We start from the raw sequence: 24,037 nt of genomic DNA, 5'->3' as shown, positions 1-24,037 counted from the left end.
CATATCGTTTATGCTCATTAAAGTTTATTTGATTCCATACACTCTTTTGTATCATATATTATACACTACAAGGTTGTATTTTTCATTACATTTACCTTAACTAACGCAAAAAACCCGTCTCTGTCTTAGACAAAAACGGGTTTTGTTATATTTTTTGTAAATTTTATTCTACAACGTAAGGAAGAAGAGCTATATGTCTAGCCTTCTTGATAGCTACTGTGATTTCTCTCTGATGCTTAGCACAGCTTCCTGAAATTCTTCTTGGAAGGATTTTTCCTCTCTCTGAAATATATTTTCTAAGAGTTGCCACATCTTTATAATCAATAGCCTTTTCCTTATCACTACAGAATGCACAAACTTTCTTTCTCCTGCGTAATCCGTTAGCAGGTCTTCTTCTAGAGCCTTCTGCTCTGTCAGCCTTGTTAAATGCCATGATAAAGTCCCCTTTCTTAATTTTAACCTAGTTAAATGGTAGACCCTCGTCATCAACTCCGTCCGGAATATTCATAAATCCGTCTGTACTCGCTGATGCCGGTGACGGTCTTGTAGAAGCCTGATAGCTGCTTGAGCCATCACTTGCTCCCTTACTGTCTGCAAATTCCTGAGTATCTATAATGACCTCAGTTGTATAAACTTTTTGACCTTCTTTGTTGGTATAACTTCCTGTCTGAATACGACCTGAAACCAATACTCTCATTCCCTGTCTAAAATATCTCTCTGCAAACTCGCCGGCTTTATCAAATGCAACACATGGTATAAAGTCTGCGTTCTGTTCAGATGAGTCTCCACGTTTGAAACCTCTGTCTACCGCAAGAGTATATCTTGCAATTGCCATAGATCTCTCACCACTTGAATATCTTACTTCCGGGTCTCTTGTTAGTCTGCCCATTAATATGGCTCTGTTCATACAATCTCTCCTTTATATTAAGCTTACTGCTTAACGACTAGGTATCTCACAACTGATTCCATGATACGAACATTTGCCTCTAACTCGTTAGGACAATTGTTATCCTCTGACTGGAACTTAATGAAATAGTAGAATCCTTCTTTTTGTTTGTTAATGTCATAGGCAAATCTCTTCTTACCCCAATCATCGACATTTACAACGCTTCCACCAAATCTTGTGATGTAGTTTTGAACTTTCTCCAGAGCTTCCGCTCTTGCATCATCTTCAAGCTTACCATTAAGCACTAATGCTAATTCATATGTACTTGTCATTTCTTACCTCCTCTTGGTCTCTGGCCTTTGATATCGATATCAAAAGCAAGGATTATGTGTCACAGTACTTAATAATATCATAGTTCGATTTTTATTGCAAGCGATAAATCATTATCTTTTTGCTTTGTTTTTTTGATACTCCGAAGGACTTAAAGAGGTGTATTTTTTAAATACGGTACAAAAATACTTGTAATCACTGAATCCTACTTTGCATGATATTTCGTATATCATCAGATCGGTTTTTTCAAGATAAGATATCGCCTTTTTTATTCTGTATTGACTCAAAAGGTCAACAAAACTTGTATTAAGCTTTGTCTTTAACTTCCTGCTGATATAACTGTTACTTACCTTAAGCTCATCCGCCACATCATTTATACTCAGCCTTTCTGTATATTTACCTTGTATAATATTATAAACCGAGCTTATAATAGCATCTGAGCTTTCTCCCGCTTTTAAAAATATTTTCCAGTCGTCTTCCTTTTCTATTATCTTATCCTTTACACTTTCCTCTATCTTTTTTTGCCTGTTCTTTTTATTTATTTTATCGGTTATTGATTTTAACAATTCTACAAGCTCGTCCTCGTCTACAGGCTTTAATAAATATCCTGACGCACCGAATTCTATTGCACTTTTGGCATAACCGAATTCCGCATAGCTGGTAAGAATTATACTGAAAAAATCCTTGCCTTGCTTTTTGGCATTTTGTATCATTTCTATTCCGCTCATCTTCGGCATCTTAATATCACTGATAACTATATCAGGATTAAGCTCAAGTATCATATCAAGCCCTTCCTTGCCGTCTTTTGCGAGCCCCACTATATTACATCCGTAATCCATCCAATCAAAGGAAATAACAAGACCGTTTCTTATAATCTCCTCATCTTCAACTATAATAATCTTATGCATATCTCACTCTCCCTATTTAAAAATTTCCGGCAACACCAAAACAACTTCCGTACCTTTACCTGTTTCACTTTTGATCTCAAGCCCGTATTCACTACCGTAGAGAAGTTCTATTCTCTTGTGTACATTGTAAAGTCCTATATGGTCCGAAAGATTGTATTTCTCCTTTAAATTAACCACCAATTCTTTTAATAAATCTTTTTCTATACCTACTCCGTCATCCCTTACTGTTACATACACTTTTCCGGATTTGATATAAGCAGATATACCAACCTTTAAAACTTCCACATCTTCACCGAATCCATATTTAACGGCATTTTCCACAATGGGCTGAATTATCATCTTCGGTACACTTACCTCTTTGACATCCTCAGAAATATTGTCATTAAATTCAAGCCTTTCACCGAATCTCACCTTCATTATCTCTATATATCTTTTGGCAAAATCAAACTCTTCCTTGAATCTGACTGTATCTACCGTATTTTGTATGCTGTATCTTAAAAGCTTTGACAAGTTTACTACCGTCTTATCTGCAACCTTAGGATTAAATTTCACCAGATATCTTATAGACTCAAGTGTATTGAATAAAAAATGCGGATTGAACTGCGATTCCATCATTTGAACTATTGCCATATTATTTTCCAGAGCCATTTTATCATGTCTTTCTATAAGGTGCCTTATACTCCCAAGCATCATATTAAAAGAATGACCTATGGATTTAAACTCGTCATCAGATTCAATATTCAAATTTATATCAAGTTTTCCATCCTCTACCTGCTTTAGAGCATCTATAAGTTGATATATTATGGCTGTCTTTTTTGCTGAGAATTTGCCTGCACTTGAAGAAATTGCCGCCGCCATTATAATTGCTACGGCAATTATCAACAGCAGCATTATTACGCTTATATTAAGATAAGTGCTGCAATCTGTAATCACATATATCCACGTATCTGCATAATCAACCTTATTCCTTGAAATATAGATCAGTTCTCCATCATTAAAGATAAGCCCTCTTCTGTCTCTGAAATTTTTAATAATCTTATTCCTGTCATCCACAAAACGCTTTGAATTACTAAATAGCACTCTATGAAATTTATTTACAAGCAAAACCGTACTGTTTGTATTGTTAAAAACAGCATCAAGATTTTTAAGCTCCAACTCATATGTACAAAGCCCTGCAAATTCATTATCTCTCACAATCGGCTTTACTATAAGATATGAAGATATTGGAGGATTTTCTGTTCCGTTACCACCGTAAATATATATTATACCTGGGCTCTCTCCCCAAAAGTTTGATTTGCTTCCGTCTATCTGATATTTTATAAGATCCTTTTTATTATCACTTCTTTCCGTGCTGAATAACATATCAAACTTTTTATCAAAAATATAAAATTGTGCCTTTATATCCTTTTGATTTATGAAGTTATATACACCTTCTATTATCTCAACTTTGTATTGGTTGTTGTTTTTAAAAAGTTCTATATCAATCTCATTTGCAACATGATTTGTATTTTCGATGTAGCTGTTTAAAACAACCTCTAGCTTTTCTTTTGAGTTTAGTGAATATGTATTATTATTCCTATATATATTTACAAATGCAATTGAAATAAATCCAAGTGTACATATTATGCATAAAATAAAACAGGGTGTAAGCGCATGAACTATAAGACTCCTTTTTAACTCTTCTTTAAAACTTATCTTTTTATTCATAGCTTACACCCTTTATATCCTATATTATATTTTTATTACATTGTAACATCCTTGCTTCCGGATACCTTAAAGAATACCAGAAGTGATATTACTGTTGTCAATGTCAATATACTTGCAAGTGCCGCCGCCTGGCCGTAGCTTGCTCTTATAACTTCATTATAAATAGCTACAGACATTGTCTTAGTCTTTGAAGTATATAACATAACCGAAGAACTCAACTCATTTATTATTGTAATCCAGCTCAAAATAGCACCTGATGCTACTCCCGGAAGCATCATCTTTGCAGTAACCTTTATAAATGATTTAGCAGGAGTATCTCCCAAACTTACAGCAGCCTCTTCCATACTTGGGCTTATCTGATAAAGTATAGCAGAGCTTGACCTCAATGTATATGCCAACCTTCTTATTACCAATGATATAATTATTATAAACGCCGTACCTGCAAGCATCAAAGGCTTATGATTAAATGCAATCAAAAGAGTTATACCGAGAACCGATCCCGGTACAATATAAGGGAACATTGCAATACTGTCTATAGCTGAAGTAAGTACACTTCTTCTTCTGACTGTAAGATATGCTATCAACATTCCCAAAGTTATAATTATTACAATTGCAAAGAAACAGAATACATATGTGTTTGTAATTGCTGCCAATGCTTTATCGGCAACCTTTTTATAGCTTCCCAAAGAAAATCCGTCTACAAACACCTGCATCTTTGTCGCCTTAAATGATGTATATACCACCATAGCCTGCGGAATTATAGAAAGACCTGCAAGCAGATATATGTACACATAAATAAGTACTTTAAATATCCCATTCGGTTCCTTCGGCTGTATAGGTCTTATTGAACTCATTGTAAATGATTTTGTATTTATATACCACTTTTGCAAGAAGAATACCAAGGCGGTTATAATTATCATTATAGTAGCCATACAGGCCGCAAAGTTTGCAGACCCTCCCGACTCACCTACAAACTCCGAATAGACAAGAGTAGGCATAACTCTGTATCCCTCACCTATAAGAGCCGGTGTTCCGAAATCCGCCATACAGTTCATAAATACTAAAAGCGCCGCCGCAACAAGTGTAGGGGTTATAAGAGGCATAATAACCGTAAATACCTTTTTAAGTCCACCGCAGCCCAAACTCTCCGCCGCCTCTGAAAGGGCAACGTCTATCTTTTTTAATGCACCCGATACATAGATATAAATAAACGGATAGAGCTTAAGAGAGAATACAAGTAACATTCCGACAAATCCATATATTGAAGGCATACTTATTCCAAGTGCTTTTTCCAAAAACTTTGTAACGCTTCCGTTTCTTCCAAGCAAAAGTATCCATGAATAAGCACCGATAAAGTTAGGACTCATCATTGATATAATAAACAATACCTCTAAGATTCCCTTTCCTTTTATCTTATAAAAAGACATAAAATATGCTAAAGGAACTCCTATCAAAACAGCTATTACAGTTACACTTATTGTAAGTTTAAAAGAATTTATAAGTGCACTTGTATAATATTTCTTTGAAAAGAACTGAATGTAGTTCATCAAAGACCATACACCGCTTTTACTGTCTTTAAAACCGTCTAAAAAAAGGCTTAGTAAAGGATAAATAAGGAAAATCGCAAAAACTATAATTATTAATAACGTAACTATATTCCAGAAATCTAATTTAATCTTCTTATTCAGCATACTTTACCACATCCTTTATAAGACTCTTTTCCATATCCTTTGTAAATATATTGATTTTCTTCTTGTTCGGAAGCAGTTTTATCATCTCTCCCTCATCAAATATTCTGTCCGCCTGACCAAGGTCTTGAGAGTATTCAATACTTGGCTGATCATCAAGTACCATACCGGGTGCAAACTCAAGGAAATAGTTGGTATATTTTCCAAGGAAAACTCTGCTTAGAATCTTACAATCAATTCCGGTTTCAGAAATAGAAAACTCCTCAGGTCTTACAGATATTACTACTTCTTCTCCATCCTTGGCTTCACTTGATATATTGTCCATAAATATACTGTATCCGTCATTAAATACTACTTTGTAGCCTCCATCCGCACTCTTTAGAGTTCCGTGGAAAAGATTTGAATGTCCGATAAATGTTGAAACAAATGCATCATAAGGTCTGGCATAGATATCCTGCGGACTGCCTATCTGTCTGATAATACCGTCTTTCATTACAGCTATTCTGTCCGATATCGCAAGCGCCTCTTCCTGATCATGAGTTACATATACTGTAGTTATTCCTATCTGCTTTTGTACATCTCTTATGGCACTTCTCATTTCTATTCTAAGCTTTGCATCAAGATTTGAGAGCGGCTCATCCATTAAAAGTACCTGCGGATGTATAACAATCGCTCTTGCAAGTGCAACTCTTTGTTGCTGTCCGCCTGACAACCTCTCAGGCAGCCTGTCCTGATACTCTTCTATCTTTACTATCTTGAGTATCTCATCCACTCTTTGTTTCATCTCTGCCTTAGGTACTTTTCTTATCTTAAGCCCGTACTCTACATTCTGTCTTACTGTAAGATGCGGGAAGATCGCATAACTTTGAAAAACCATTCCTATATTTCTGTTTTGTGCCGGCGTATCATTTATAATTTTATCGTCAAATGCTATTGTACCGCCCTCTATTGAGTTAAATCCGGCTATCATTCTCAGTAATGTTGTCTTTCCGCAGCCTGAAGGTCCAAGCAGTGTGAAAAACTCTCCGTTTTTTATAGTGGTGGACAGATCCGGTATTATTGTTATATCACCATATTTTTTTACAACATCTTTTACATTTATACTAACGCTCATCTTTTTCTCCTGATATATAGTTATTCTTTCCGATTAAAGAAAGAGCTGCCGCCAACACAACTCTTACAAGTTATATCTAAGTCTCTTTAGCTTTTACTTGTATCGTCCTGTATTATGCAGCAGCTTTTCCATAATTTATTTTGTAAATATTTCTTTGAACTTATCCAACCATTCGGACTTATGCTCAGCTGTATTGGTCTCATCGTCAGTGATAACCTTGATTTCAATCATAGGCTTCATGGCATCACCTGCTTCAACGTCTTTTCTGATGCTTCTACGATACTGTGTACTATTCATAAATTCCTGTGTCTCTTTACTTGTCAACCAGTCAAGGAAGATCTGAGCACTTCTCTCATTGGCACAGTTCTTTATTATATATGCACCGTCTCCTCTAAAGATAACACCTTCATTCATGTATACCACTTTTACAGGCGAACCTGCTCCTACATACTGTGCAGCACCCTGCTCAAATGTAAGTCCTACCGTATACTCACCGTCCGCTACTCCCTTATAAACTGCTGATGAACCTCCAAGAAGCTTTCCGTCCAGCTGGTCTACAAGCTTATCTACATAGTCCCATCCCTTATCAGGGTCACCGTTACCCATAGCGTACAACATATTAACAAGGTGCTCAAATGATGAAGATGACGCTGACGGTTCTGCAAAAGCTATCTTTCCCTTAAGCTCAGGATTTAATAAATCCTCATAACCTTCAACTTTGATATCTCCTATCAAATCTGTGTTTACCATGATTACAGAAGGTATTGTATCAAATCTTGTAAGATTGCCCTCTTTATTCTTGTACTCATCATAGAATGCATCTTCATTTGCACATTTATAATCTGCAAAATACTCACTCTTATTCTTTACTGTACCGATTGTTCCGGACCAAAGTACATCCGCCTGTGGGTTATCAGCCTCTGTCTCAATCCTTTTAAGAGCATCACCTGTTCCCATTGCAAGACACTCCGCCTCTATTCCGGTTTCCTCTTCAAACTTTGTGATCATCTCATCAATCATAGACTCGGTCAAAGGACTGTATATAACAAGCTTTCCTGTTTCTTTAAGATCCCCGTCCTTTGTATCCTTGCTTTCAACCTTAGCATCGGAACTTGCAGTTCCCTCACTCTTTTGACCTGAACAAGCCATAAGACTAAAAGCAGTCATAGCTGCCAAAGATATTGCAATTACTTGCTTTTTCATAAATATTCCTCCATTACGTAAAACTTATATAGTGATTATATCTGTATAAAAAAGTAAAATAAACCCAATAATAAGTCGATATATCCAAAATTCTGAACAAGATAAAAAGAATAACATATTAAGGAATTTAGGTGATGAAAATGAGAGAAGAATATGATATAAGTATCTTGAAATATCCCATACTCAAATTAGATACAATATTAAAAAGCTGCAAAGGGGTGATTTTGATTAAAAATAAGGAGAACTTTATGGATCAATACATTTGTAATTATCGGACTATCGAAGATATATCTACTACAGATATCAGTTTTTTACCGTCAGTCTATAATTTTTATAAAAATGATATTATTATGCCGAAGAAATCACTTGATGATATGATTTTACTGCTTTCCAAAGATTATGGTCTGACTAAAGTATTATATAGTGAACTTGACAGGATGACTGCGGAGTCAGCCATATCATTGATTAATTATAATACTCACGAAAACAATCTGAATATTCCTACTAATGATATTTGGCAACTTCCACAAAATTTGTCGACTTCCCGCTTTTATAAGGATTTTTATGAGAGATTTGTAAAAATCGGAGATTCTCCTAAGATTATATTGATTTATATACCGGATAAAGATTACTTTATGTCCAATTCGTCTTTTTTTGAAACTGCAATTTATGTTTATAGAGGAATAAATGAGGATGATTTTAATAAAAAAGGACCTGAGTATAAACATTATCTCAACAGTATGTTTTTATTGAGTGAATCTCTAAAAATGCAATATTAAAAACCGACCGTGAAAACTTTTTTTCACAGTCGGTTTCTTTATTTTCTACATTATTCATCGCCCGCATTTCTTGCAGGGCAACCGAGACTCTGCCATGTAAGATATGCAATAATAAACTTATCAATATCTCCGTCCATTACGGCACTTACATTTCCGCTTTCCGCTCCGGTTCTGTGATCCTTTACCATTGTATATGGCTGCATTACATAGGAACGAATCTGATTTCCCCAGCCAATGTCTTTTACATCACCTCTGATATCCGAAAGCTTCTCGACATTTGCCTGCTGCTTTAACATAAAGAGCTTTGCCTTAAGCATCTGCATGGCCTTGTCCTTGTTTTGGAACTGGCTTCTTTCATTCTGACATTGTACTACCACACCTGTAGGAAGATGTGTGATTCTTATAGCTGAAGAAGTCTTGTTGATATGCTGACCTCCGGCACCTGATGAACGATATGTATCTATTCTCAAATCATCAGGGTTGATATCCACGTCAAGGTCTTCTTCAATATCCGGCATAATATCACAGGACACAAACGAGGTCTGACGCTTTCCTGCCGCATTAAAAGGCGAGATACGCACAAGTCTGTGCACACCATGCTCACTTCTAAGATAACCGTAGGCATTTAAACCGTTTATCTGCAATGTGACAGACTTTATACCTGCCTCATCACCTTCAAGCATATCAAGGACTTCTACAGTGTATCCTTCTTTAGCGGCCCATCTTGTATACATTCTGTAAAGCATTGAACACCAGTCACAGGACTCGGTTCCGCCTGCTCCTGCATTAAGTTTCATGATGGCATTTGAAGAGTCATATTCACCTGTAAGAAGTGTAGCTATCTTCAGTTCATCTATTTCTTTTGTAAACGCTTCAAGCATACCTTCTATCTCAGGTATAAGGCTATCATCATTTTCCTCATAGCCCATCTCTATAAGGACTCCGATATCTTCGTATTCAGACTTTAACTTATTATATTTTTCGACAGTATCTTTGAGCTGTTTTGCCTCTCTTACTATCTTGGTACTCTCCTTAGGATCATCCCAAAATGTAGGCTCTTCCATAGCACGATCAAGCTCAATTATCTTTTTTTCCTTACTGTCCAAGTCAAAGTGAATCCCTCACTTCCAGCAATATTTTTTCGTAGGATTGTAGTGTGGTTTTAAAACCGTCTAATTCTACCATTTGCTCACCCACTTTCATTATTTTCTAAATATCCAAACGAATATCAACGACATTATATTAAAGTTTGGGGATTATGTAAACAGAAAGCTTCCATACCCTATGCTATCTTCCAGCTTACCGCCAATTCTCTGGCATTTATAAATGTTTTGTAGATTCCTTCCTGCTTTATCAGCTCTTCATGCTTTCCTTCCTGTACTATTTTGCCCTCATCTATAACCACTATCTTATCCGCATTTCTAACGGTCTTTAATCTGTGGGCTATCATTATTACCGTCTTTTTTCTGGTAAGTTCCTCTATAGCCTGCACAAGTTCCTTCTCATTCTCCGGGTCCACATTTGCGGTGGCTTCATCAAGTATTATAATAGGCGCCGATTTCATCATAGCTCTGGCTATTGAAATCCTTTGCTTTTCTCCACCTGAAAGAGAGGCTCCTCCCTCTCCTATCACAGTATCATAACCCTTGTCAAGTTTCATTATAAAATCATGGCAGCATGCCTTCTTTGCCACTTTTATTACCTCATCCATACTTGCATCCGGATTTCCAAACCTTATATTATTTGCAACAGTGTCCTCAAACAGATAAACACTTTGAAAAACAAAGCTGAAGTTTTTCATCAGAGAGTCCATACTGTAATCACGCACATCCTTGCCTCCAAGCTTTATACTTCCGCTGTTGACATCCCAAAATCTTGCCATAAGCCTGCATAATGTGGTCTTTCCGCTTCCGCTAGGTCCTACTATCGCAGTTGTGGTTCCCTCCTCTATATGCAAAGATATATTATTTATAATCTTTCTTTTATCGTATGAAAAATCAACATCTTCCAAATCTATATTATAGTTTTCAGGAACTATATCATCTCCGTTTATATCCATAGGATCTATTTTTAAGATGGAATTAGCCTTTTCTATAGCTATATTTACACTTCTTATAAGAGCCGAGAAACTTCCTGCACTGTCAAGTGCCGAATACATCATAAAGGCACATATAAGCATCATAATACAGTCTTCAAGACTCATACTGTTATTTATATAAAAATATATGGAAACCGCCACCAGACATACACCTGTGGCCTTTGTAATAATTGTCTGCAATGCCATAAACGGAAGCAGTCTTTTTTCCATTTGAAAGTTTACATTTGAGGCATTTTCTATAGCCTCTGTCAATTTTTTATTTTCTCCTCCATACAGTGAATATGATTTTATCTCAGACATACCCTGCACATACTCCAGCACTGAGGAAACCATAGTTCTGTCCGCATTGTCCTTACTTTCAGATACACTGAGAGCTCTGTACTGCAGATATCTGTTTGTAGCCAAAAATATAAGTAAACCGGTAACGGCTATAAGAGCAAGACGATAATCAAAGGTAAACATCATGCAGATTATAAGTAAAGTTGTAAGAAGTCCCTGAGTGGTCATCATAACTACCTTGGTCGCAACATCAGCCAAAGCCTCCATAGTATTTGTCGTAACCGAGGTAATATATCCCAGACTGTTTTCATTAAAATATCCCATAGGAATATATCTCATATGCTCCGCAATCTCTATACGCTTATTTGCACATGTACCATATCCCGCCTCTGTCTGCAACATTGTGGTTTTTGCTTTTACTATTATGGTAAAAACTATACTTATAAGTAAAATTCCCAAACTTATATAGCCGGTATTTGTATTTATACTTCCCTTTACTATCGCCTTTATCACCACATAGGTTGCAGGTATACGCAAAGCCTCAAGGAAAGCCATCATTACTCCCAGCACTATAGATATATAAAATTTCTTTTTATTTACATTTCCGCAAAAATCAAAAAACTTTTTTAATACTTCTATCATACTCTTCTCCTATGCCCTGTCTTTTACTTCTATATGTGCTTCCCACATATCTTTATAAAGCTTACTGCTCTTTAATAGTTCATCATGAGTATTTGCAGCTTCCACTTTTCCGTCATTTATCACATATATTTTATCCACATCCTTTATAGTACTTAATCTGTGAGCTATCACAATCATTGTTTTATTCTGTGACAGCTTTGCCACAGCTGATTGTATCAATGCCTCATTTTCAGGATCGGTATATGCGGTAGCTTCATCCAGGATTATAAGCTTTGCATCCTTTAACATCGCCCTTGCTATGGAAATTCTCTGCCTTTCACCACCTGATAGATGTCCGCCTGCACCTCCTACAACAGTTTCATATCCGTCACTCAGATTCATTATAAAATCATGACATCCGCTTTTTTTAGCAATCTCTTCCACTTCTTTATCACTTGCCTTCGGATTTCCAAGCCTTATATTCTCTCTTATATTCAAATCAAATAAATAATTGTCCTGTGATACATAGGCTATAAATTTATTTTGCACATCTAAGGGTATTTCCTTTGTATTTATTCCACCTATTAAAATATTTCCCTCACCTGTATCCCACAGACCTGCTATAAGCTTTGCTATTGTGGACTTTCCGCTTCCGCTTGGACCTACAAGTGCCACCACATTTCCGTCATCTATTTTCATATCGATACCATGCAAAACTTCTTTTTTATGATAGCCGAAACGAACAGCCCTAAGCTCTACATCAGCATTTCCTAACTTGCGATTGAAATCTTTAGGTCTTTCCATATCTTTTTCTTCCATCACACTGCTGATTTCAGACATAATAGTGCCTACCTTGGCAAGATCCTCGGCAAAAGCCGAACATGTAATAAGAGGTGCCACGATTCCAAAAGAAAGTATAATGATAAGTACAAATACCGGACCTAAAAGGCTGCCCTTATTATAAAGATACACTCCTATCGGCAAAATTCCTACCAAGGTTGCAGGCAGCAAAGACATTGCCGTAGACGAATACCAGATACATGCCCTCATCCATTCTATAAAGCAATCAGCTCCCTCCTTGGCAGCCAGCACAAATTTATCATAGGAACTCTGCGCTTTTCCAAATACCTTTATTACCTCGATACCGTTGATATATTCCACTGCGGTATCATTTAGCACTTTTGTTTTTACTATGGTATTATTATATCTTTCATCCATATTTTTAAACATTCCCATATAGGCAATTATACCCACCGGAACAGTTATAAGGGATGCCAATGCCATTCTCCAATCCAGGAAAAACAAATAAATCACTATACATACAGGTCCTAAAATATTGGCTGTAAGCTCGGGTATCATATGTGCGAGGGTGATTTCCATGCTGTCAACTCTTTCAACTATGATATTTTTGAGTGAACCTGACGGAATATCCTTTACATATCCCAATGGAAGTTTATAAAGTTTTTCACAGAGATTTTTTCTTATGTCTCCCAACATTGCAAAAGTTATTTTATGCGAAATAAATGTTGATATATTATGAAATAATATCCTAAAAAGCCAAACAATCATTATGACTAAGCATAAATTAAGGTATATGGAATAATCCTTTACTCCCTCCAAAAGATTTACCATTATATTGCCTATTATAAAATAAGGCGCCATCGCAAAAAATACTCCAAGTATTGCCGCACTTACAGACATAATATACCATCCCCTTTTTTGTTTAATGATATTTTTTAACCATGTAAAATCATATCTTTTCTTCATACTCAATTCTCCTTCTCATATTTTAATCCAAGTAATCTGTCCCAGCCGGCTGCAAAAAAATCCTGCAAACTGTTTACATATTCTATGGCATCATCTTTGTCAAAATCATGTGCAACGGTCTCAAAGATTCCGTTTAATAAAGAGCTTGCCAACATATGACACAAATCAACTCTTATATTCCGAACAATATAGCCCTCTTCCCTAAGCACATCCATAAATTTAATGCTGCTTTCCACCTCCATATCTACAAGATTGTCTACATAATGCTCATAACTTGAACCGAAACCATAGCATATTATCAGCTTAAAGCTGTCAAAGTATTCATATATTATATCCATTATTTCCTCCATTCCCTGCTCCGAAAAACTGTGCATGGAGGATATCTGTTCTTTAGGGGTGGAACTTCCGAACAAATCCAACTTATTTTTAAATCCGTTTAGAAGTTTATCCGCCCCCTCTTTTACCAGAATACTGAAAATCTTGTTCTTATCGACAAATCTGCTATACAGCATTCCCGTAGTACATCCTGATTTTTCAGCAATAACTCTCATGGAAGCATTCATATATCCCTGCTCCATAAACTCTTTTTTTGCAATTTCAAGTATTTTTAATTCAATATCTGTATCTTTCATAAGCCTCTCCATTTCTTATAACACTGTTATTATAACGCTGTTATAAAAAAATGTAAACTAAAAATAAGCCACAATTTTAAAATTAATGTGGGTTTTTATAGCATTCAACATAAAAAAGAGATACGACTTTTCAGCCATACCTCTCTTTATTCATAAACTGTATAATACAAAGTATTTTTAGACAAATCGAATCTCTTTTGATTTTTCCATATATTATCTGTTTAATATCTCCATAAACTCATCACCTGTGATAGTTTCCTTCTCATACAGGAAACGAGATATTTCTTCAAGTTTTTCTCTGTTTTCCATAAGTATCTGAGCAGCTTTCTCATGCTGTTCCTTTACTAATGCCACTACCTGCCTATCTATTATAGCCGCCGTTTCCGCCGAGGCTGCCAGTGAGGTATCTCCTCCAAGATACCTGTTTGTAACCGTTTCAAGTGCGACCATATCAAAGTCTTTACTCATTCCGTATCTTGTAATCATAGCTCTTGCAAGCTTGGTAGCCTGTTCGATATCATTTGATGCTCCTGTGGAAACATCACCGAATACCACTTCCTCCGCAGCTCTTCCACCTGTGAGTGTGGCTATTTTATTTTCAAGTTCCGATTTTGTCATCAGATAATGGTTGCCCTCATCCACCTGCATAGTATATCCAAGTGCACCCGAGGTTCTTGGTATAATGGTTATCTTGGTAACCGGTGCGGAATTTGTCTGTTTTGCCGCAACCAGTGCATGTCCCACCTCATGATAGGATACTCTCCACTTCTCGGCATCAGTTAAAATAGAATTCTTCTTTTGATATCCTGCAATTACCACCTCTATACTCTCTTCCAAATCGTATTGAATAACAAACTTTCTGTTATCCCTGACCGCCCTCAGTGCCGCTTCATTTATAATATTTGCAAGTTCCGCACCTGAAGCACCTGAAGCCATCCTTGCAATGATTTTAAAATCCACATCATCTGCCAGCTTTATTTTCTTTGCATGTACCTTGAGTATTTCTTCTCTTCCCTTTAAATCAGGAAGTTCTACAGGTACACGCCTGTCAAATCTTCCCGGTCTTGTAAGTGCGGGATCAAGTGCATCCGGTCTGTTTGTCGCCGCAAGGATTATAACTCCTGAATTCCCCTCAAAACCGTCCATCTCAGTCAAAAGCTGATTTAGAGTCTGCTCTCTCTCATCATTTCCGCCTATATGACCGTCTCTTTTTTTACCTATGGCGTCTATCTCATCAATAAATACTATACATGGAGCTTTCTCCTTTGCCTGCTTAAACAAATCTCTTACCTTGGAAGCTCCCATACCTACAAACATCTCAACAAACTCGGAACCCGACATTGAAAAGAATGGTACATTCGCCTCACCTGCAACCGCCTTTGCAAGCATTGTCTTACCTGTTCCCGGAGGGCCTACAAGCAAAATACCCTTTGGCATTGAAGCTCCGATATCCTTATATTTATTGGGATTATGCAGATAATCCACTATTTCAGTAAGATTCTCCTTTGCCTCGTCCTCACCTGCCACATCATCAAACTTTATACCCTCTGATGATTTTACATAAACCTTTGCTCCCGATTTTCCCATATTCCCAAACATCAATGAGTTTGCACTGTTTTTATCAAACACTCTCTTTGAAATTCTGTTCCAAAGGAAATAGAATAATGCCAGTGGGAGAATCCAACTCAAAAGCGCATCCACAAAAGGTGAATCTTTTCTGACTATCTCACTTGAAAACTGTACTCCTGCATTATGAAGTCTGTCTGTAAGTCCCGGATCATTCATAAGTCCTGTCTTATATACCGTCTTATCATTGTTTCCTGTAAAAAGAATTTGATTGGTCTGTATATCAACTTTTGAAATCTCTTTATTTTCAGTCATGGTCATAAATGTACCATAGTCTACCTGCTTTATCTGCCCTTCCTTTATAAACGGAAGTACCATAAAGTTTATAGCCGTCATTATTATTAATACTATAAGATAATAATATATAAAAGGCCTTCTGTTTTTGGGATCATCTATCATATTACCTCCTTTTTTTGATAATATAATCAACCTTGTTCACTGTTATCCAACCATTTTTAGAGGTTGTTGTTAGCACTATACCACCTCGAGTGCCAACTGTCAACATAAATATAAGGTTAAATTGTATTCAATCTAACCTTATGCTGAACTTTATATTACTTTTTCAAATTTTATCTGTACCTTGAAAAGATCTCCGTCTATTATTATCTCAAACTTTCCGCCTTGCAGTATGGTCAGAGATTTTGCTATAGAAAGCCCGAGTCCGCTACCTTCAGTGGTTCTTGATACATCACCTCTTACAAATCTTTCTGTAAGCTCATCAGGTCTTATATTTAACGGATTTTCAGATATATTTTTTATAACGAAAGTTGCTCCGGTATTATCCGAAATAACATCTATATAAATTCTTGAATTCTTTGCCGCATATTTAAATGCATTATTGTAAAGGTTTTCCAAAACTCTCCAAAGATGTCTACCGTCGGCCTTTATCATCACTCCACTTGAAGGAGTATTTGAAATAATTGACAGTCCTTTTTCACTGAACTTTTCTTCAAACTCTCCGTTTGTCTGGTTTATCATCTCTACCAGATCAATATCTCTCAGATCTACCGATATATTTCCGCTTGAGACCTTACTTGCCTCAACAAGATCCTCAGTCAGGTTCTTTAAATGCTGTGACTTTACGGATAGTATATCCAGATACTCCTGTATTTTGGCATTTTCAGGTTTTTCTCTCTTTATAAGATCGACATAATTTATTATTGAAGTGAGCGGTGTCTTGATATCATGTGACACATTTGTTATCAAATCGGCTTTCAGCCTTTCGCTCTTTACCTGATCGTTTATCGCCCCCTGAAGTCCCTTACTTATATTGTTGAGATCCTTTACAACACTTGCCTCTCTTCCGGCAAACTCATCCTCATTGAGTCTGTATCTTGTATCTCCGCTTGCAATCTCTTTTATAGCTTCAGCAATACTGTCAAAAGCTATAGCCGTTTTATAAATCTTATTAAATATAATAAAGTTTATAACTAAAAATATAATAAAGCAGATAAATATCATCAATCTTCCAAGAAGTCTCTTTTCATTTATAGTTGTCACAAGGAAAAATGTAACCGCAATAAAATCTACAAGCATCAAAACAAGGAAATTCGATCCCCATTTTTTCTTAAAACTTCTTTTTAACATATATACGGAAAAACTTTCCTTAATCACTTTTGTATATGAGTTTTTCCACAAAAGTCCGGCCTTATACTCTCTTACAATTGAGAATACGATAGGTAATGCAACAATATAAACAGAAGCGTAATTCAACATCTGATTTGCAAAATTCCAATGTTTTTTTTCTATATAAATATGTAATACTTTCTGTCCTATAAAATTGTTTGAGGCAAAAACTAAAACTATTCCGAAGGTCAACAAAAGAATTTTCACTTCAACCGGTATAATATCAAAAAGCTTATTTATTTTTATGCCCTTCTTACCCTCACTGTGACCGCTGAAAATAAGAAGATAAGCCATACTTAAAGCCATCAAAATAAGACCTACTGTAGCCGATACCAATCCTATAGAGTATACTCTCCTCTGTCTCAAATAATCCACATTGGCTAAAGCATATGTATCCGTTGCGGTATATACGGTATTCACGGCGATATATACCTTATAAGGCTTCGGCAGTTTATCTGTAAGTTTTTCCGCCTGATACGACAACTCTTTCGGTATTTCACTTAAATTAGTGTCAACCATCATCCCCTGAGAAGACGCTATGGCGTACTTTCCGTATTCATAAACACTCTTAATATTAAGTGTTCTGTCATTTGTATATACAGTATCACCATACTCGAGTCTGTATCTGAAATTTGAAGGGGTGAGAATAAATCTTTCATAGGCATTGTAGTATTTTGACAGCAAAACAAGACTATCCGTTATAATTGTCTTCATACTTATATATGCATCACCCGGTTCCACAAGACCTGAAGTATCCGCATATGTTCTGTAATTAACAAAATATGATGTATCTTCTATCTGATTTACCAGACTTTGATCTACAATACTGACCTGAAAATGCTCATCTATATAAAATCCATGTCTCTTGGCATATTCTATTATTGCACCTACAGTAAAATCCACATCATTGCTTGGGCCCATATTCAGACCGAATACATCCTTATTTATGTCAAATTTCCCGTCCGTTTCAAAGATATCCTTTAAATTTGCATACGAAAAAAGCAATGAAATATCGGAGTCAAACTGTGTTCTGAATGCCGGCGAATCATCATACTTCTCCGCATTGATCCACAGCAGACCCCTATTGAAATTTTCATTACAATAAATAATTGAAATACCTATAACAAAAACTATGAAAGCCGCTATATGTAATATGGTTACCCATACTTTCATCCTGCTTTTTGATAAAAATGTATTCTTATCCATATCAGCTTTGTTTTTCTATCTTATATCCGACTCCCCAAACCACTTTTAAGTATCTTGGCTCCTTAGGGTTTAACTCTATCTTTTCTCTTATATGTCTTATATGTACGGCAACCGTATTGTCAGCTCCGATAGCCTCTTCATTCCAAATCTGCTCATATATTTCATCAATAGAGAACACCTTTCCAGCATTCTTTGCAAGAAGTAAGAGTATATTGTACTCTATAGGTGTAAGCTTTATCAGCTCTCCTGCGATTGTAACTTCCTTAGTCTCATCGTCAATTTCAAGATCACCTACAACAACCTTTTGTGACTCAGGCACAGACATATTTCCAAGTTTTTTATATCTTCTAAGCTGACTCTTTACTCTTGCAACAAGCTCAAGAGGGTTAAAAGGCTTTGTAAGATAATCATCCGCACCGATATTCAGTCCTAAAATCTTATCTGCATCCTCAGATTTTGCCGAAAGCATTATAATAGGCACTGTGCTGTTCTCTCTTATCTTCATCGTAGCTCTTATTCCGTCCAGTACAGGCATCATAATATCTATTATAAGCAAATCAACTCTGTGTTTTGCCATCAATTTTACCGCTTCTTCACCGTCATAGGCTGTAAGTACTTCAAAACCCTCCCCTGAAAGATAGATTTTTATTGCGTCTACTATCTCTCTGTCGTCATCACATACCAATATTAATTCCATTGTTCCACCTTTATATCTTGACTTAATTTTTATTTTGATTTAGTTTAAAATGTAACTGTTTATATTATACCATTTGTTTTAATATAAAAAAATGAATATTTTCTAACAGTTTTGTAGTTTTATGATTATAAACCTAAAGTGTTAATTTTTTGTGTCTTATAAAGGGAATTTATGAATAAGGATGAATATTTTTTAAAAGAAGCCATAAAGCAGGCAAAGAAAGCCGGTGATATAGGTGATGTTCCTATAGGCTGTGTTATTGTTTTTGAAGATAAGATAATAGCAAGAGGATATAATAGAAGAAACAAGGACAAAAGTACACTCTCTCATGCTGAAATTATTGCAATAAAAAAGGGCTGTAAAAAGCTTGGAGATTGGAGGCTTGAAGATTGCACCATGTATATCACCCTTGAGCCCTGCCCGATGTGTGCAGGTGCGATAGTCCAGTCCAGAATAAAAAAAGTGGTTCTCGGTGCCATGAATCCGAAAGCCGGATGTGCCGGTTCCATTATAAATATTTTGCAAACAGACGGCTTCAATCACAAAACGGAAGTAGAACTTATATCAGGTCCCCTTCATGAGGAATGTTCCGGTATGCTTACCTCCTTTTTTAAATCGTTAAGACAGAACAAATCATAAAAACAACCGGGAGAGTCAAACTGTATTGACAATCCCGGTTTTATACTTACTCTTCCACTATCTTCGCATCTTTTATTCTTCCATATGTATTAGGACCTTCTTCATAAGTCTCAAATACACCTTCCACAGTTACAAGAGCATCTTCCTCTGGGCAGTTCTCATGTCTGTTCATTTTCTCGTCTGTCCAAAGCAGTTCCAACCCCTGTGTGCAGCATGCAGCCGCATCTTTTATTATGCAGAAATGATAGTATACATCTTTATCATTGCTGTATGAAGAATAATAGTTTCCTCTTATTTTAAAGCTCTTACCTATGTATGACTTGGGATCTATCATCATCTGATATACTGTGGCATACACCATATCCGCACCCATTACGGTCAAATCGTAGTCTACCTCTCCGTCCTTTTTTACAGATTCACTCTCCGTCGTTTCCTCCGTACCGTTCTCATTTATATTACTCTCATTTGCTATTTTGCTTTCAGCAACTGTCTTTTCATTATCAGCTTTACCGGCACTGCCGCACCCGGCCAAGAAAAGGCAGGAAAGCACTATTATAAACCTCTTCGTAAGTATTTCCTCCTTTGTTTATTATATCTATTATTATATTTTCTTCACTTAAATATGTACAGTTAAAATTTATATACTATTTTTTTAAATAATTGTTGTTTATTTTTCGCCAATTAATTATTGGACCTCTTTTACTGTATAAATTCAACTAAATACCTTGTTTTTTGTGTATTCTTACAATGTTTTTGTTGACCTAAATTTTTTTTAGTTTGCTATTGATTTGCTTTGTTAAAGGTGCTATATTATAGATACCTAAAAAAATTTTAGGTATTCAAATAATAAAGGAATGGCAATAGTGAATTTTATGAAAAGAGATGATTTGACTTTAGAATCTTTGGTAATGATTGCTCATGGTATAGCCAGGCATTTCGGCAATGACTGTGAGGTCTGTATTCATGATTTACAAGCTGACGATCTGGAACACACTATTTGCTATATCATCAATGGTCATGTAACGGGAAGAAAAATCGGTGACGGTGCTTCGACAATAGTTTTGGGGACTCTTGAGGCCTTAAAAAAAGGGGAAAATGTAAGTGATCACCTCGGCTATAAGACTCACACCACCGACGGCAGGATATTAAAATCTTCCTCCGTATTCTTAAAGGATGAAACCGGTAAATACAGATTTATTCTTGGTATAAACCATGATATGACAAATTTCATAAATGCTCAGGCAACGCTCTCAAGTATAGTTGAAAATTTTGAAGCTGCCGAAGAAGACGTTTATGGACAAATCCCACTTAGTGTTAATGATTTGCTTGAAAATCTGATTGAACAGAGTGTAAAGCTTGTGGGAAAAACACCTGCCCTTATGACAAAGGATGAAAAGATCAAGGCTATTAAATTTTTACAGGATGCCGGTGCTTTTCTCATCACTAAGTCCGGGGACAAAATTTCTCAATTTTTTGGTATTAGTAAATTCACACTGTACAGCTACATTGAACAGGCTAAGACAGTTAATGAATAATAGCATTTTTGCTAAACAATTTAGGAGGTTTAAAATTTCATGTCACAACTAAAATGGGTCTTAAATAATATGCCCAAAACAGAGGATGCCAATCTTCCGATAATGTCTGTGGAAGAAGTAACAAAAGCGAAAGCATTCCATGAGAGCTTTCCTCAGTATACTCAAACACCATTGGCTGATTTAAAGGAAATGGCTGAATTCCTTGGATTAGGAACAGTAAAGGTAAAGGATGAGTCTTACAGATTCGGTTTGAACGCATTTAAGGTTCTTGGCGGTTCATATGCTATCGCTAAGTACATAGCTGATGAAATGAATGTAGATGTATCTGAGCTGCCTTATTCAGTTCTTACATCCGACGAGTTTGCAAAGAAATTCAAACCTGCTACATTCTTCTCTGCTACAGATGGTAACCATGGTCGTGGAGTAGCTTGGGCAGCAAATAAGTTGCATCAAAAATCGGTAATCATCATGCCTAAGGGTTCAACTGAGACAAGACTCAACAACATCAAGGCTGAGGGTGCTGATGCTTGGATTTCCGATGTAAACTATGATGAGTGCGTTCGTGAGGCTGCAAAGCTTGCTGCCGGTGTTGAGCACGGTGTTGTGGTTCAGGATACAGCTTGGGAAGGCTATGAGAAGATTCCTGCATGGATTATGCAAGGATACGGTACTATGGCACTTGAAGCTGATGCTCAGTTTGCCGAGAGACCTACTCATGTATTTGTTCAGGCAGGTGTAGGCTCACTTGCAGGTGCAATGGTTGGTTACTTTGCTAATAAGTACAAAGAGAACCCACCTGTAATGGTAGTTGTTGAGGCTGAGGCTGCAGCTTGTCTTTACAAGGGTGCAAAGGCTGCTGACGGTGATATAAGAATAGTAGATGGAGATATGGATACAATCATGGCAGGTCTTGCTTGCGGTGAGCCTAATATCACATCTTGGGACATATTAAAGAATCATGTGACATGCTTTATAGCTGCTGAGGATATCGTGGCTGCAAGAGGTATGCGTATGCTTAATGCTCCTTTAAAGGGAGATACTCAGGTTCTTTCAGGTGAGTCGGGAGCCGCTCCGTTCGGTGCACTCGCTACTATCATGATGGATGATGAGTACAAGGAGCTTAGAGAGAAACTAAACTTAACCAAGGATTCTAAGGTATTACTCTTCTCAACCGAGGGTGACACTGATCCACAGCGTTGGAGAAATATTATCTGGGAAGCTAAGGAAAGATAAGATAGTTATATATTGAAGGAGGAACAATACAATGGGTAAATTATCAAAAGAAGAGTTAGAGAAGATTAAATCTTTAGCTGAAGGCTACAAGGCTGATATGACAGCTTTTCTTCGTGCTATAGTTGCTAATCCGGGCGAGTCATCTGACGAGGCTGCTCACGTTGCTACAATCAAAGCTGAGATGGAAAAAGTAGGCTTTGATGAAGTTAAGGTTGATCCACAGGGAAATGTTATGGGATTCATGGGATCAGGCAAGACTCTTATCGCTTTTGACGGACATATTGATACAGTAGGTATCGGAAACATCGACAACTGGAACTTTGATCCATATGAGGGATTTGAGGACGAGGAAGAGATCGGCGGTCGTGGTGTTTCAGATCAGCTCGGTGGAACAGTTTCTGCAGTATATGCTGCAAAGATTATGAAGGATCTCGGTCTTCTTAACGATAAGTATCGTGTAATGGTTGTAGGTACAGTTCAGGAAGAGGACTGTGACGGTCTTTGCTGGGAATATATCTACCATGAGGATAAGATCAGACCTGAGTTCGTTGTATCATCAGAGCCTACAGACGGCGGTCTTTACAGAGGACAAAGAGGACGTATGGAGATCAGAATCGATGTTAAGGGTGTTTCTTGCCACGGTTCAGCTCCTGACAGAGGTGACAATGCTCTCTACAAGATGGCTGATATCTTAAGAGACGTTCGTGCACTTAACAACAACGGTGATGCAGAGTCTACAGACATCAGAGGTCTTGTAAAGATGCTCAATCCTAAGTACAATGATCAGTGGAAAGAAGCAAGATTCCTTGGTAGAGGAACTGTTACAGCTTCACAGATCTTCTATACATCTCCTTCTCGTTGTGCAGTTGCTGACTCTTGTGCAGTATCTCTTGACAGAAGAATGACTGTAGGTGAGACTTGGGAGTCATGTCTTGAGGAGATCAGACAGCTTCCTGCAGTTAAGAAGTACGGTGATGATGTAGTTGTAAGCATGTACAACTATGACAGACCTTCATTTACAGGTGTTGTATATCCTATCGAGTGCTACTTCCCTACTTGGGTACTTCCTGAGGATCACAAAGTTTGTACAAGTGCTGTTGCAGCTTACAAGGATCTCTTCGGTGATAAGAGAATCGGTAATGCCAAGACTACACCTGAGCGTGAGGTAAGACCGCTTCTTGACAAGTGGACATTCTCTACAAACGGTGTTTCAATCATGGGTAGAAACGGTATCCCTGTAATCGGATTCGGTCCCGGTGCCGAGGCACAGGCTCATGCTCCAAACGAGATCACATGGAAGAAAGACTTGGTAACTTGTGCAGCATTCTATGCAGCTCTTCCTGCTTACTACTGTGACTAATTATAATAATATTTATGTTTAACGTTCCGGGCTTTTGCCCGGAGGGTTAAACTTGTGTACAAACGATTAATATATAAACTTTAAGCGCAAAGCGCTTTAAAAA

General features: G+C 36.9%; 21 protein-coding genes. 5 read left to right on the top strand and 16 right to left on the bottom strand.

The genetic code is table 11. The features are described from left to right. Nucleotides 1-163: 163 nt before the first annotated feature. The 8 genes from rpsR to HMPREF1135_RS12325 all read right to left on the bottom strand — a co-directional run bounded on the left by rpsR (nt 164) and on the right by HMPREF1135_RS12325 (nt 7,836). A complete protein-coding gene (gene rpsR / locus HMPREF1135_RS12360; protein WP_007595675.1) occupies nt 164-433 on the bottom strand; it encodes a 30S ribosomal protein S18 in 270 nt (89 codons plus the stop codon). A 27-nt stretch (nt 434-460) separates the two neighbouring features. Continuing rightward, the gene (locus HMPREF1135_RS12355) at nt 461-907 is read right to left on the bottom strand and encodes a single-stranded DNA-binding protein (protein WP_007595674.1); all 447 of its coding nucleotides are present in this window, start codon (nt 905-907) and stop codon (nt 461-463) included. A 23-nt stretch (nt 908-930) separates the two neighbouring features. Beyond that, a complete protein-coding gene (rpsF, locus tag HMPREF1135_RS12350) occupies nt 931-1,218 on the bottom strand; it encodes a 30S ribosomal protein S6 (RefSeq protein ID WP_007595672.1) in 288 nt (95 codons plus the stop codon). A gap of 111 nt (nt 1,219-1,329) precedes the next feature. Beyond that, nucleotides 1,330-2,124, bottom strand: a complete 795-nt coding sequence (locus HMPREF1135_RS12345; protein WP_007595670.1) for a response regulator transcription factor — start codon at nt 2,122-2,124, stop codon at nt 1,330-1,332. 12 nt (nt 2,125-2,136) lie between these two features. Then, a complete protein-coding gene (locus tag HMPREF1135_RS12340) occupies nt 2,137-3,831 on the bottom strand; it encodes a sensor histidine kinase (protein WP_007595668.1) in 1,695 nt (564 codons plus the stop codon). A 35-nt stretch (nt 3,832-3,866) separates the two neighbouring features. After that, complete coding sequence (locus HMPREF1135_RS12335; RefSeq protein ID WP_007595665.1) at nt 3,867-5,522, bottom strand: ABC transporter permease; 1,656 nt, start codon at nt 5,520-5,522, stop codon at nt 3,867-3,869. After that, nucleotides 5,512-6,633: an ABC transporter ATP-binding protein gene (locus HMPREF1135_RS12330; RefSeq protein WP_007595664.1), complete on the bottom strand. Its 1,122-nt coding sequence runs from the start codon at nt 6,631-6,633 to the stop codon at nt 5,512-5,514. The genes HMPREF1135_RS12335 and HMPREF1135_RS12330 overlap by 11 nt, the downstream gene beginning before the upstream one ends. A 135-nt stretch (nt 6,634-6,768) precedes the next feature. Further along, nucleotides 6,769-7,836 carry an ABC transporter substrate-binding protein gene (locus HMPREF1135_RS12325; RefSeq protein ID WP_007595663.1) on the bottom strand — a complete coding sequence of 356 codons (1,068 nt, stop codon included), beginning with the start codon at nt 7,834-7,836 and terminating at the stop codon, nt 6,769-6,771. A 248-nt stretch (nt 7,837-8,084) separates the two neighbouring features. Here HMPREF1135_RS12325 and HMPREF1135_RS12320 point away from each other — a divergent pair, with 248 nt between their 5' ends. Continuing rightward, nucleotides 8,085-8,615 (top strand): hypothetical protein, encoded by a 531-nt coding sequence (locus HMPREF1135_RS12320; RefSeq protein ID WP_034243554.1) that lies wholly within the window; start codon nt 8,085-8,087, stop codon nt 8,613-8,615. A gap of 50 nt (nt 8,616-8,665) precedes the next feature. Here HMPREF1135_RS12320 and prfB read toward each other — a convergent pair. The 7 genes from prfB to HMPREF1135_RS12285 all read right to left on the bottom strand — a co-directional run bounded on the left by prfB (nt 8,666) and on the right by HMPREF1135_RS12285 (nt 19,167). Further along, a protein-coding gene (gene prfB, locus HMPREF1135_RS12315; RefSeq protein WP_156804111.1) for a peptide chain release factor 2 occupies nt 8,666-9,800 on the bottom strand; the annotation gives its coding sequence in 2 pieces (ribosomal slippage) (nt 8,666-9,724 and nt 9,726-9,800; 1,134 coding nt in all). A 97-nt stretch (nt 9,801-9,897) separates the two neighbouring features. Then, nucleotides 9,898-11,634, bottom strand: coding sequence for an ABC transporter ATP-binding protein (locus HMPREF1135_RS12310; protein ID WP_007595660.1), 1,737 nt, complete (start codon nt 11,632-11,634; stop codon nt 9,898-9,900). A gap of 9 nt (nt 11,635-11,643) precedes the next feature. After that, nucleotides 11,644-13,380, bottom strand: a complete 1,737-nt coding sequence (locus HMPREF1135_RS12305) for an ABC transporter ATP-binding protein (RefSeq protein WP_007595658.1) — start codon at nt 13,378-13,380, stop codon at nt 11,644-11,646. A gap of 2 nt (nt 13,381-13,382) precedes the next feature. Then, entirely contained in the window at nt 13,383-14,012 is a 630-nt protein-coding gene (locus HMPREF1135_RS12300) for a TetR/AcrR family transcriptional regulator (protein ID WP_007595656.1), read from the bottom strand. Nucleotides 14,013-14,225: 213 nt separating this feature from the next. Continuing rightward, complete coding sequence (ftsH, locus tag HMPREF1135_RS12295) at nt 14,226-16,037, bottom strand: ATP-dependent zinc metalloprotease FtsH (RefSeq protein ID WP_007595654.1); 1,812 nt, start codon at nt 16,035-16,037, stop codon at nt 14,226-14,228. A gap of 150 nt (nt 16,038-16,187) precedes the next feature. After that, nucleotides 16,188-18,470, bottom strand: a complete 2,283-nt coding sequence (locus HMPREF1135_RS12290) for a sensor histidine kinase (protein WP_007595652.1) — start codon at nt 18,468-18,470, stop codon at nt 16,188-16,190. Nucleotide 18,471: 1 nt separating this feature from the next. Further along, nucleotides 18,472-19,167 (bottom strand): response regulator transcription factor, encoded by a 696-nt coding sequence (locus HMPREF1135_RS12285; RefSeq protein ID WP_007595650.1) that lies wholly within the window; start codon nt 19,165-19,167, stop codon nt 18,472-18,474. A gap of 171 nt (nt 19,168-19,338) precedes the next feature. On the opposite strand from HMPREF1135_RS12285, the gene tadA reads away from it, so the two are divergent. Then, nucleotides 19,339-19,806: a tRNA adenosine(34) deaminase TadA gene (tadA, locus tag HMPREF1135_RS12280; RefSeq protein WP_007595648.1), complete on the top strand. Its 468-nt coding sequence runs from the start codon at nt 19,339-19,341 to the stop codon at nt 19,804-19,806. 46 nt (nt 19,807-19,852) lie between these two features. Here tadA and HMPREF1135_RS12275 read toward each other — a convergent pair whose 3' ends face one another. Further along, nucleotides 19,853-20,356 carry a hypothetical protein gene (locus tag HMPREF1135_RS12275; RefSeq protein ID WP_007595647.1) on the bottom strand — a complete coding sequence of 168 codons (504 nt, stop codon included), beginning with the start codon at nt 20,354-20,356 and terminating at the stop codon, nt 19,853-19,855. A 322-nt stretch (nt 20,357-20,678) separates the two neighbouring features. Here HMPREF1135_RS12275 and HMPREF1135_RS12270 point away from each other — a divergent pair, with 322 nt between their 5' ends. From HMPREF1135_RS12270 to HMPREF1135_RS12260, 3 genes are read left to right on the top strand one after another with little or no spacing between them, the layout of a single operon-like run. Continuing rightward, nucleotides 20,679-21,341, top strand: a complete 663-nt coding sequence (locus tag HMPREF1135_RS12270; protein ID WP_034243200.1) for a helix-turn-helix transcriptional regulator — start codon at nt 20,679-20,681, stop codon at nt 21,339-21,341. A gap of 39 nt (nt 21,342-21,380) precedes the next feature. Then, nucleotides 21,381-22,574 carry a diaminopropionate ammonia-lyase gene (gene dpaL, locus HMPREF1135_RS12265; RefSeq protein WP_007595645.1) on the top strand — a complete coding sequence of 398 codons (1,194 nt, stop codon included), beginning with the start codon at nt 21,381-21,383 and terminating at the stop codon, nt 22,572-22,574. A 31-nt stretch (nt 22,575-22,605) separates the two neighbouring features. Continuing rightward, nucleotides 22,606-23,934 carry a YgeY family selenium metabolism-linked hydrolase gene (locus HMPREF1135_RS12260; protein WP_007595644.1) on the top strand — a complete coding sequence of 443 codons (1,329 nt, stop codon included), beginning with the start codon at nt 22,606-22,608 and terminating at the stop codon, nt 23,932-23,934. Nucleotides 23,935-24,037 lie beyond the last annotated feature (103 nt).

The organism is Lachnoanaerobaculum sp. OBRC5-5 (assembly GCF_000296385.1).
GTDB lineage: Bacteria > Bacillota > Clostridia > Lachnospirales > Lachnospiraceae > Lachnoanaerobaculum.
This window is presented reverse-complemented; position numbering and strand designations above follow the sequence as displayed.

What these genes read in the sequence shown, in the direction of transcription:
- rpsR (WP_007595675.1), bottom strand. Translation starts at nt 433, where the DNA reads ATGGCATTTAACAAGGCTGACAGAGCAGAAGGCTCTAGAAGAAGACCT.
- HMPREF1135_RS12355 (WP_007595674.1), bottom strand. Translation starts at nt 907, where the DNA reads ATGAACAGAGCCATATTAATGGGCAGACTAACAAGAGACCCGGAAGTA.
- rpsF (WP_007595672.1), bottom strand. Translation starts at nt 1,218, where the DNA reads ATGACAAGTACATATGAATTAGCATTAGTGCTTAATGGTAAGCTTGAA.
- HMPREF1135_RS12345 (WP_007595670.1), bottom strand. Translation starts at nt 2,124, where the DNA reads ATGCATAAGATTATTATAGTTGAAGATGAGGAGATTATAAGAAACGGT.
- HMPREF1135_RS12340 (WP_007595668.1), bottom strand. Translation starts at nt 3,831, where the DNA reads ATGAATAAAAAGATAAGTTTTAAAGAAGAGTTAAAAAGGAGTCTTATA.
- HMPREF1135_RS12335 (WP_007595665.1), bottom strand. Translation starts at nt 5,522, where the DNA reads ATGCTGAATAAGAAGATTAAATTAGATTTCTGGAATATAGTTACGTTA.
- HMPREF1135_RS12330 (WP_007595664.1), bottom strand. Translation starts at nt 6,633, where the DNA reads ATGAGCGTTAGTATAAATGTAAAAGATGTTGTAAAAAAATATGGTGAT.
- HMPREF1135_RS12325 (WP_007595663.1), bottom strand. Translation starts at nt 7,836, where the DNA reads ATGAAAAAGCAAGTAATTGCAATATCTTTGGCAGCTATGACTGCTTTT.
- HMPREF1135_RS12320 (WP_034243554.1), top strand. Translation starts at nt 8,085, where the DNA reads ATGGATCAATACATTTGTAATTATCGGACTATCGAAGATATATCTACT.
- HMPREF1135_RS12310 (WP_007595660.1), bottom strand. Translation starts at nt 11,634, where the DNA reads ATGATAGAAGTATTAAAAAAGTTTTTTGATTTTTGCGGAAATGTAAAT.
- HMPREF1135_RS12305 (WP_007595658.1), bottom strand. Translation starts at nt 13,380, where the DNA reads ATGAAGAAAAGATATGATTTTACATGGTTAAAAAATATCATTAAACAA.
- HMPREF1135_RS12300 (WP_007595656.1), bottom strand. Translation starts at nt 14,012, where the DNA reads ATGAAAGATACAGATATTGAATTAAAAATACTTGAAATTGCAAAAAAA.
- ftsH (WP_007595654.1), bottom strand. Translation starts at nt 16,037, where the DNA reads ATGATAGATGATCCCAAAAACAGAAGGCCTTTTATATATTATTATCTT.
- HMPREF1135_RS12290 (WP_007595652.1), bottom strand. Translation starts at nt 18,470, where the DNA reads ATGGATAAGAATACATTTTTATCAAAAAGCAGGATGAAAGTATGGGTA.
- HMPREF1135_RS12285 (WP_007595650.1), bottom strand. Translation starts at nt 19,167, where the DNA reads ATGGAATTAATATTGGTATGTGATGACGACAGAGAGATAGTAGACGCA.
- tadA (WP_007595648.1), top strand. Translation starts at nt 19,339, where the DNA reads ATGAATAAGGATGAATATTTTTTAAAAGAAGCCATAAAGCAGGCAAAG.
- HMPREF1135_RS12270 (WP_034243200.1), top strand. Translation starts at nt 20,679, where the DNA reads ATGAAAAGAGATGATTTGACTTTAGAATCTTTGGTAATGATTGCTCAT.
- dpaL (WP_007595645.1), top strand. Translation starts at nt 21,381, where the DNA reads ATGTCACAACTAAAATGGGTCTTAAATAATATGCCCAAAACAGAGGAT.
- HMPREF1135_RS12260 (WP_007595644.1), top strand. Translation starts at nt 22,606, where the DNA reads ATGGGTAAATTATCAAAAGAAGAGTTAGAGAAGATTAAATCTTTAGCT.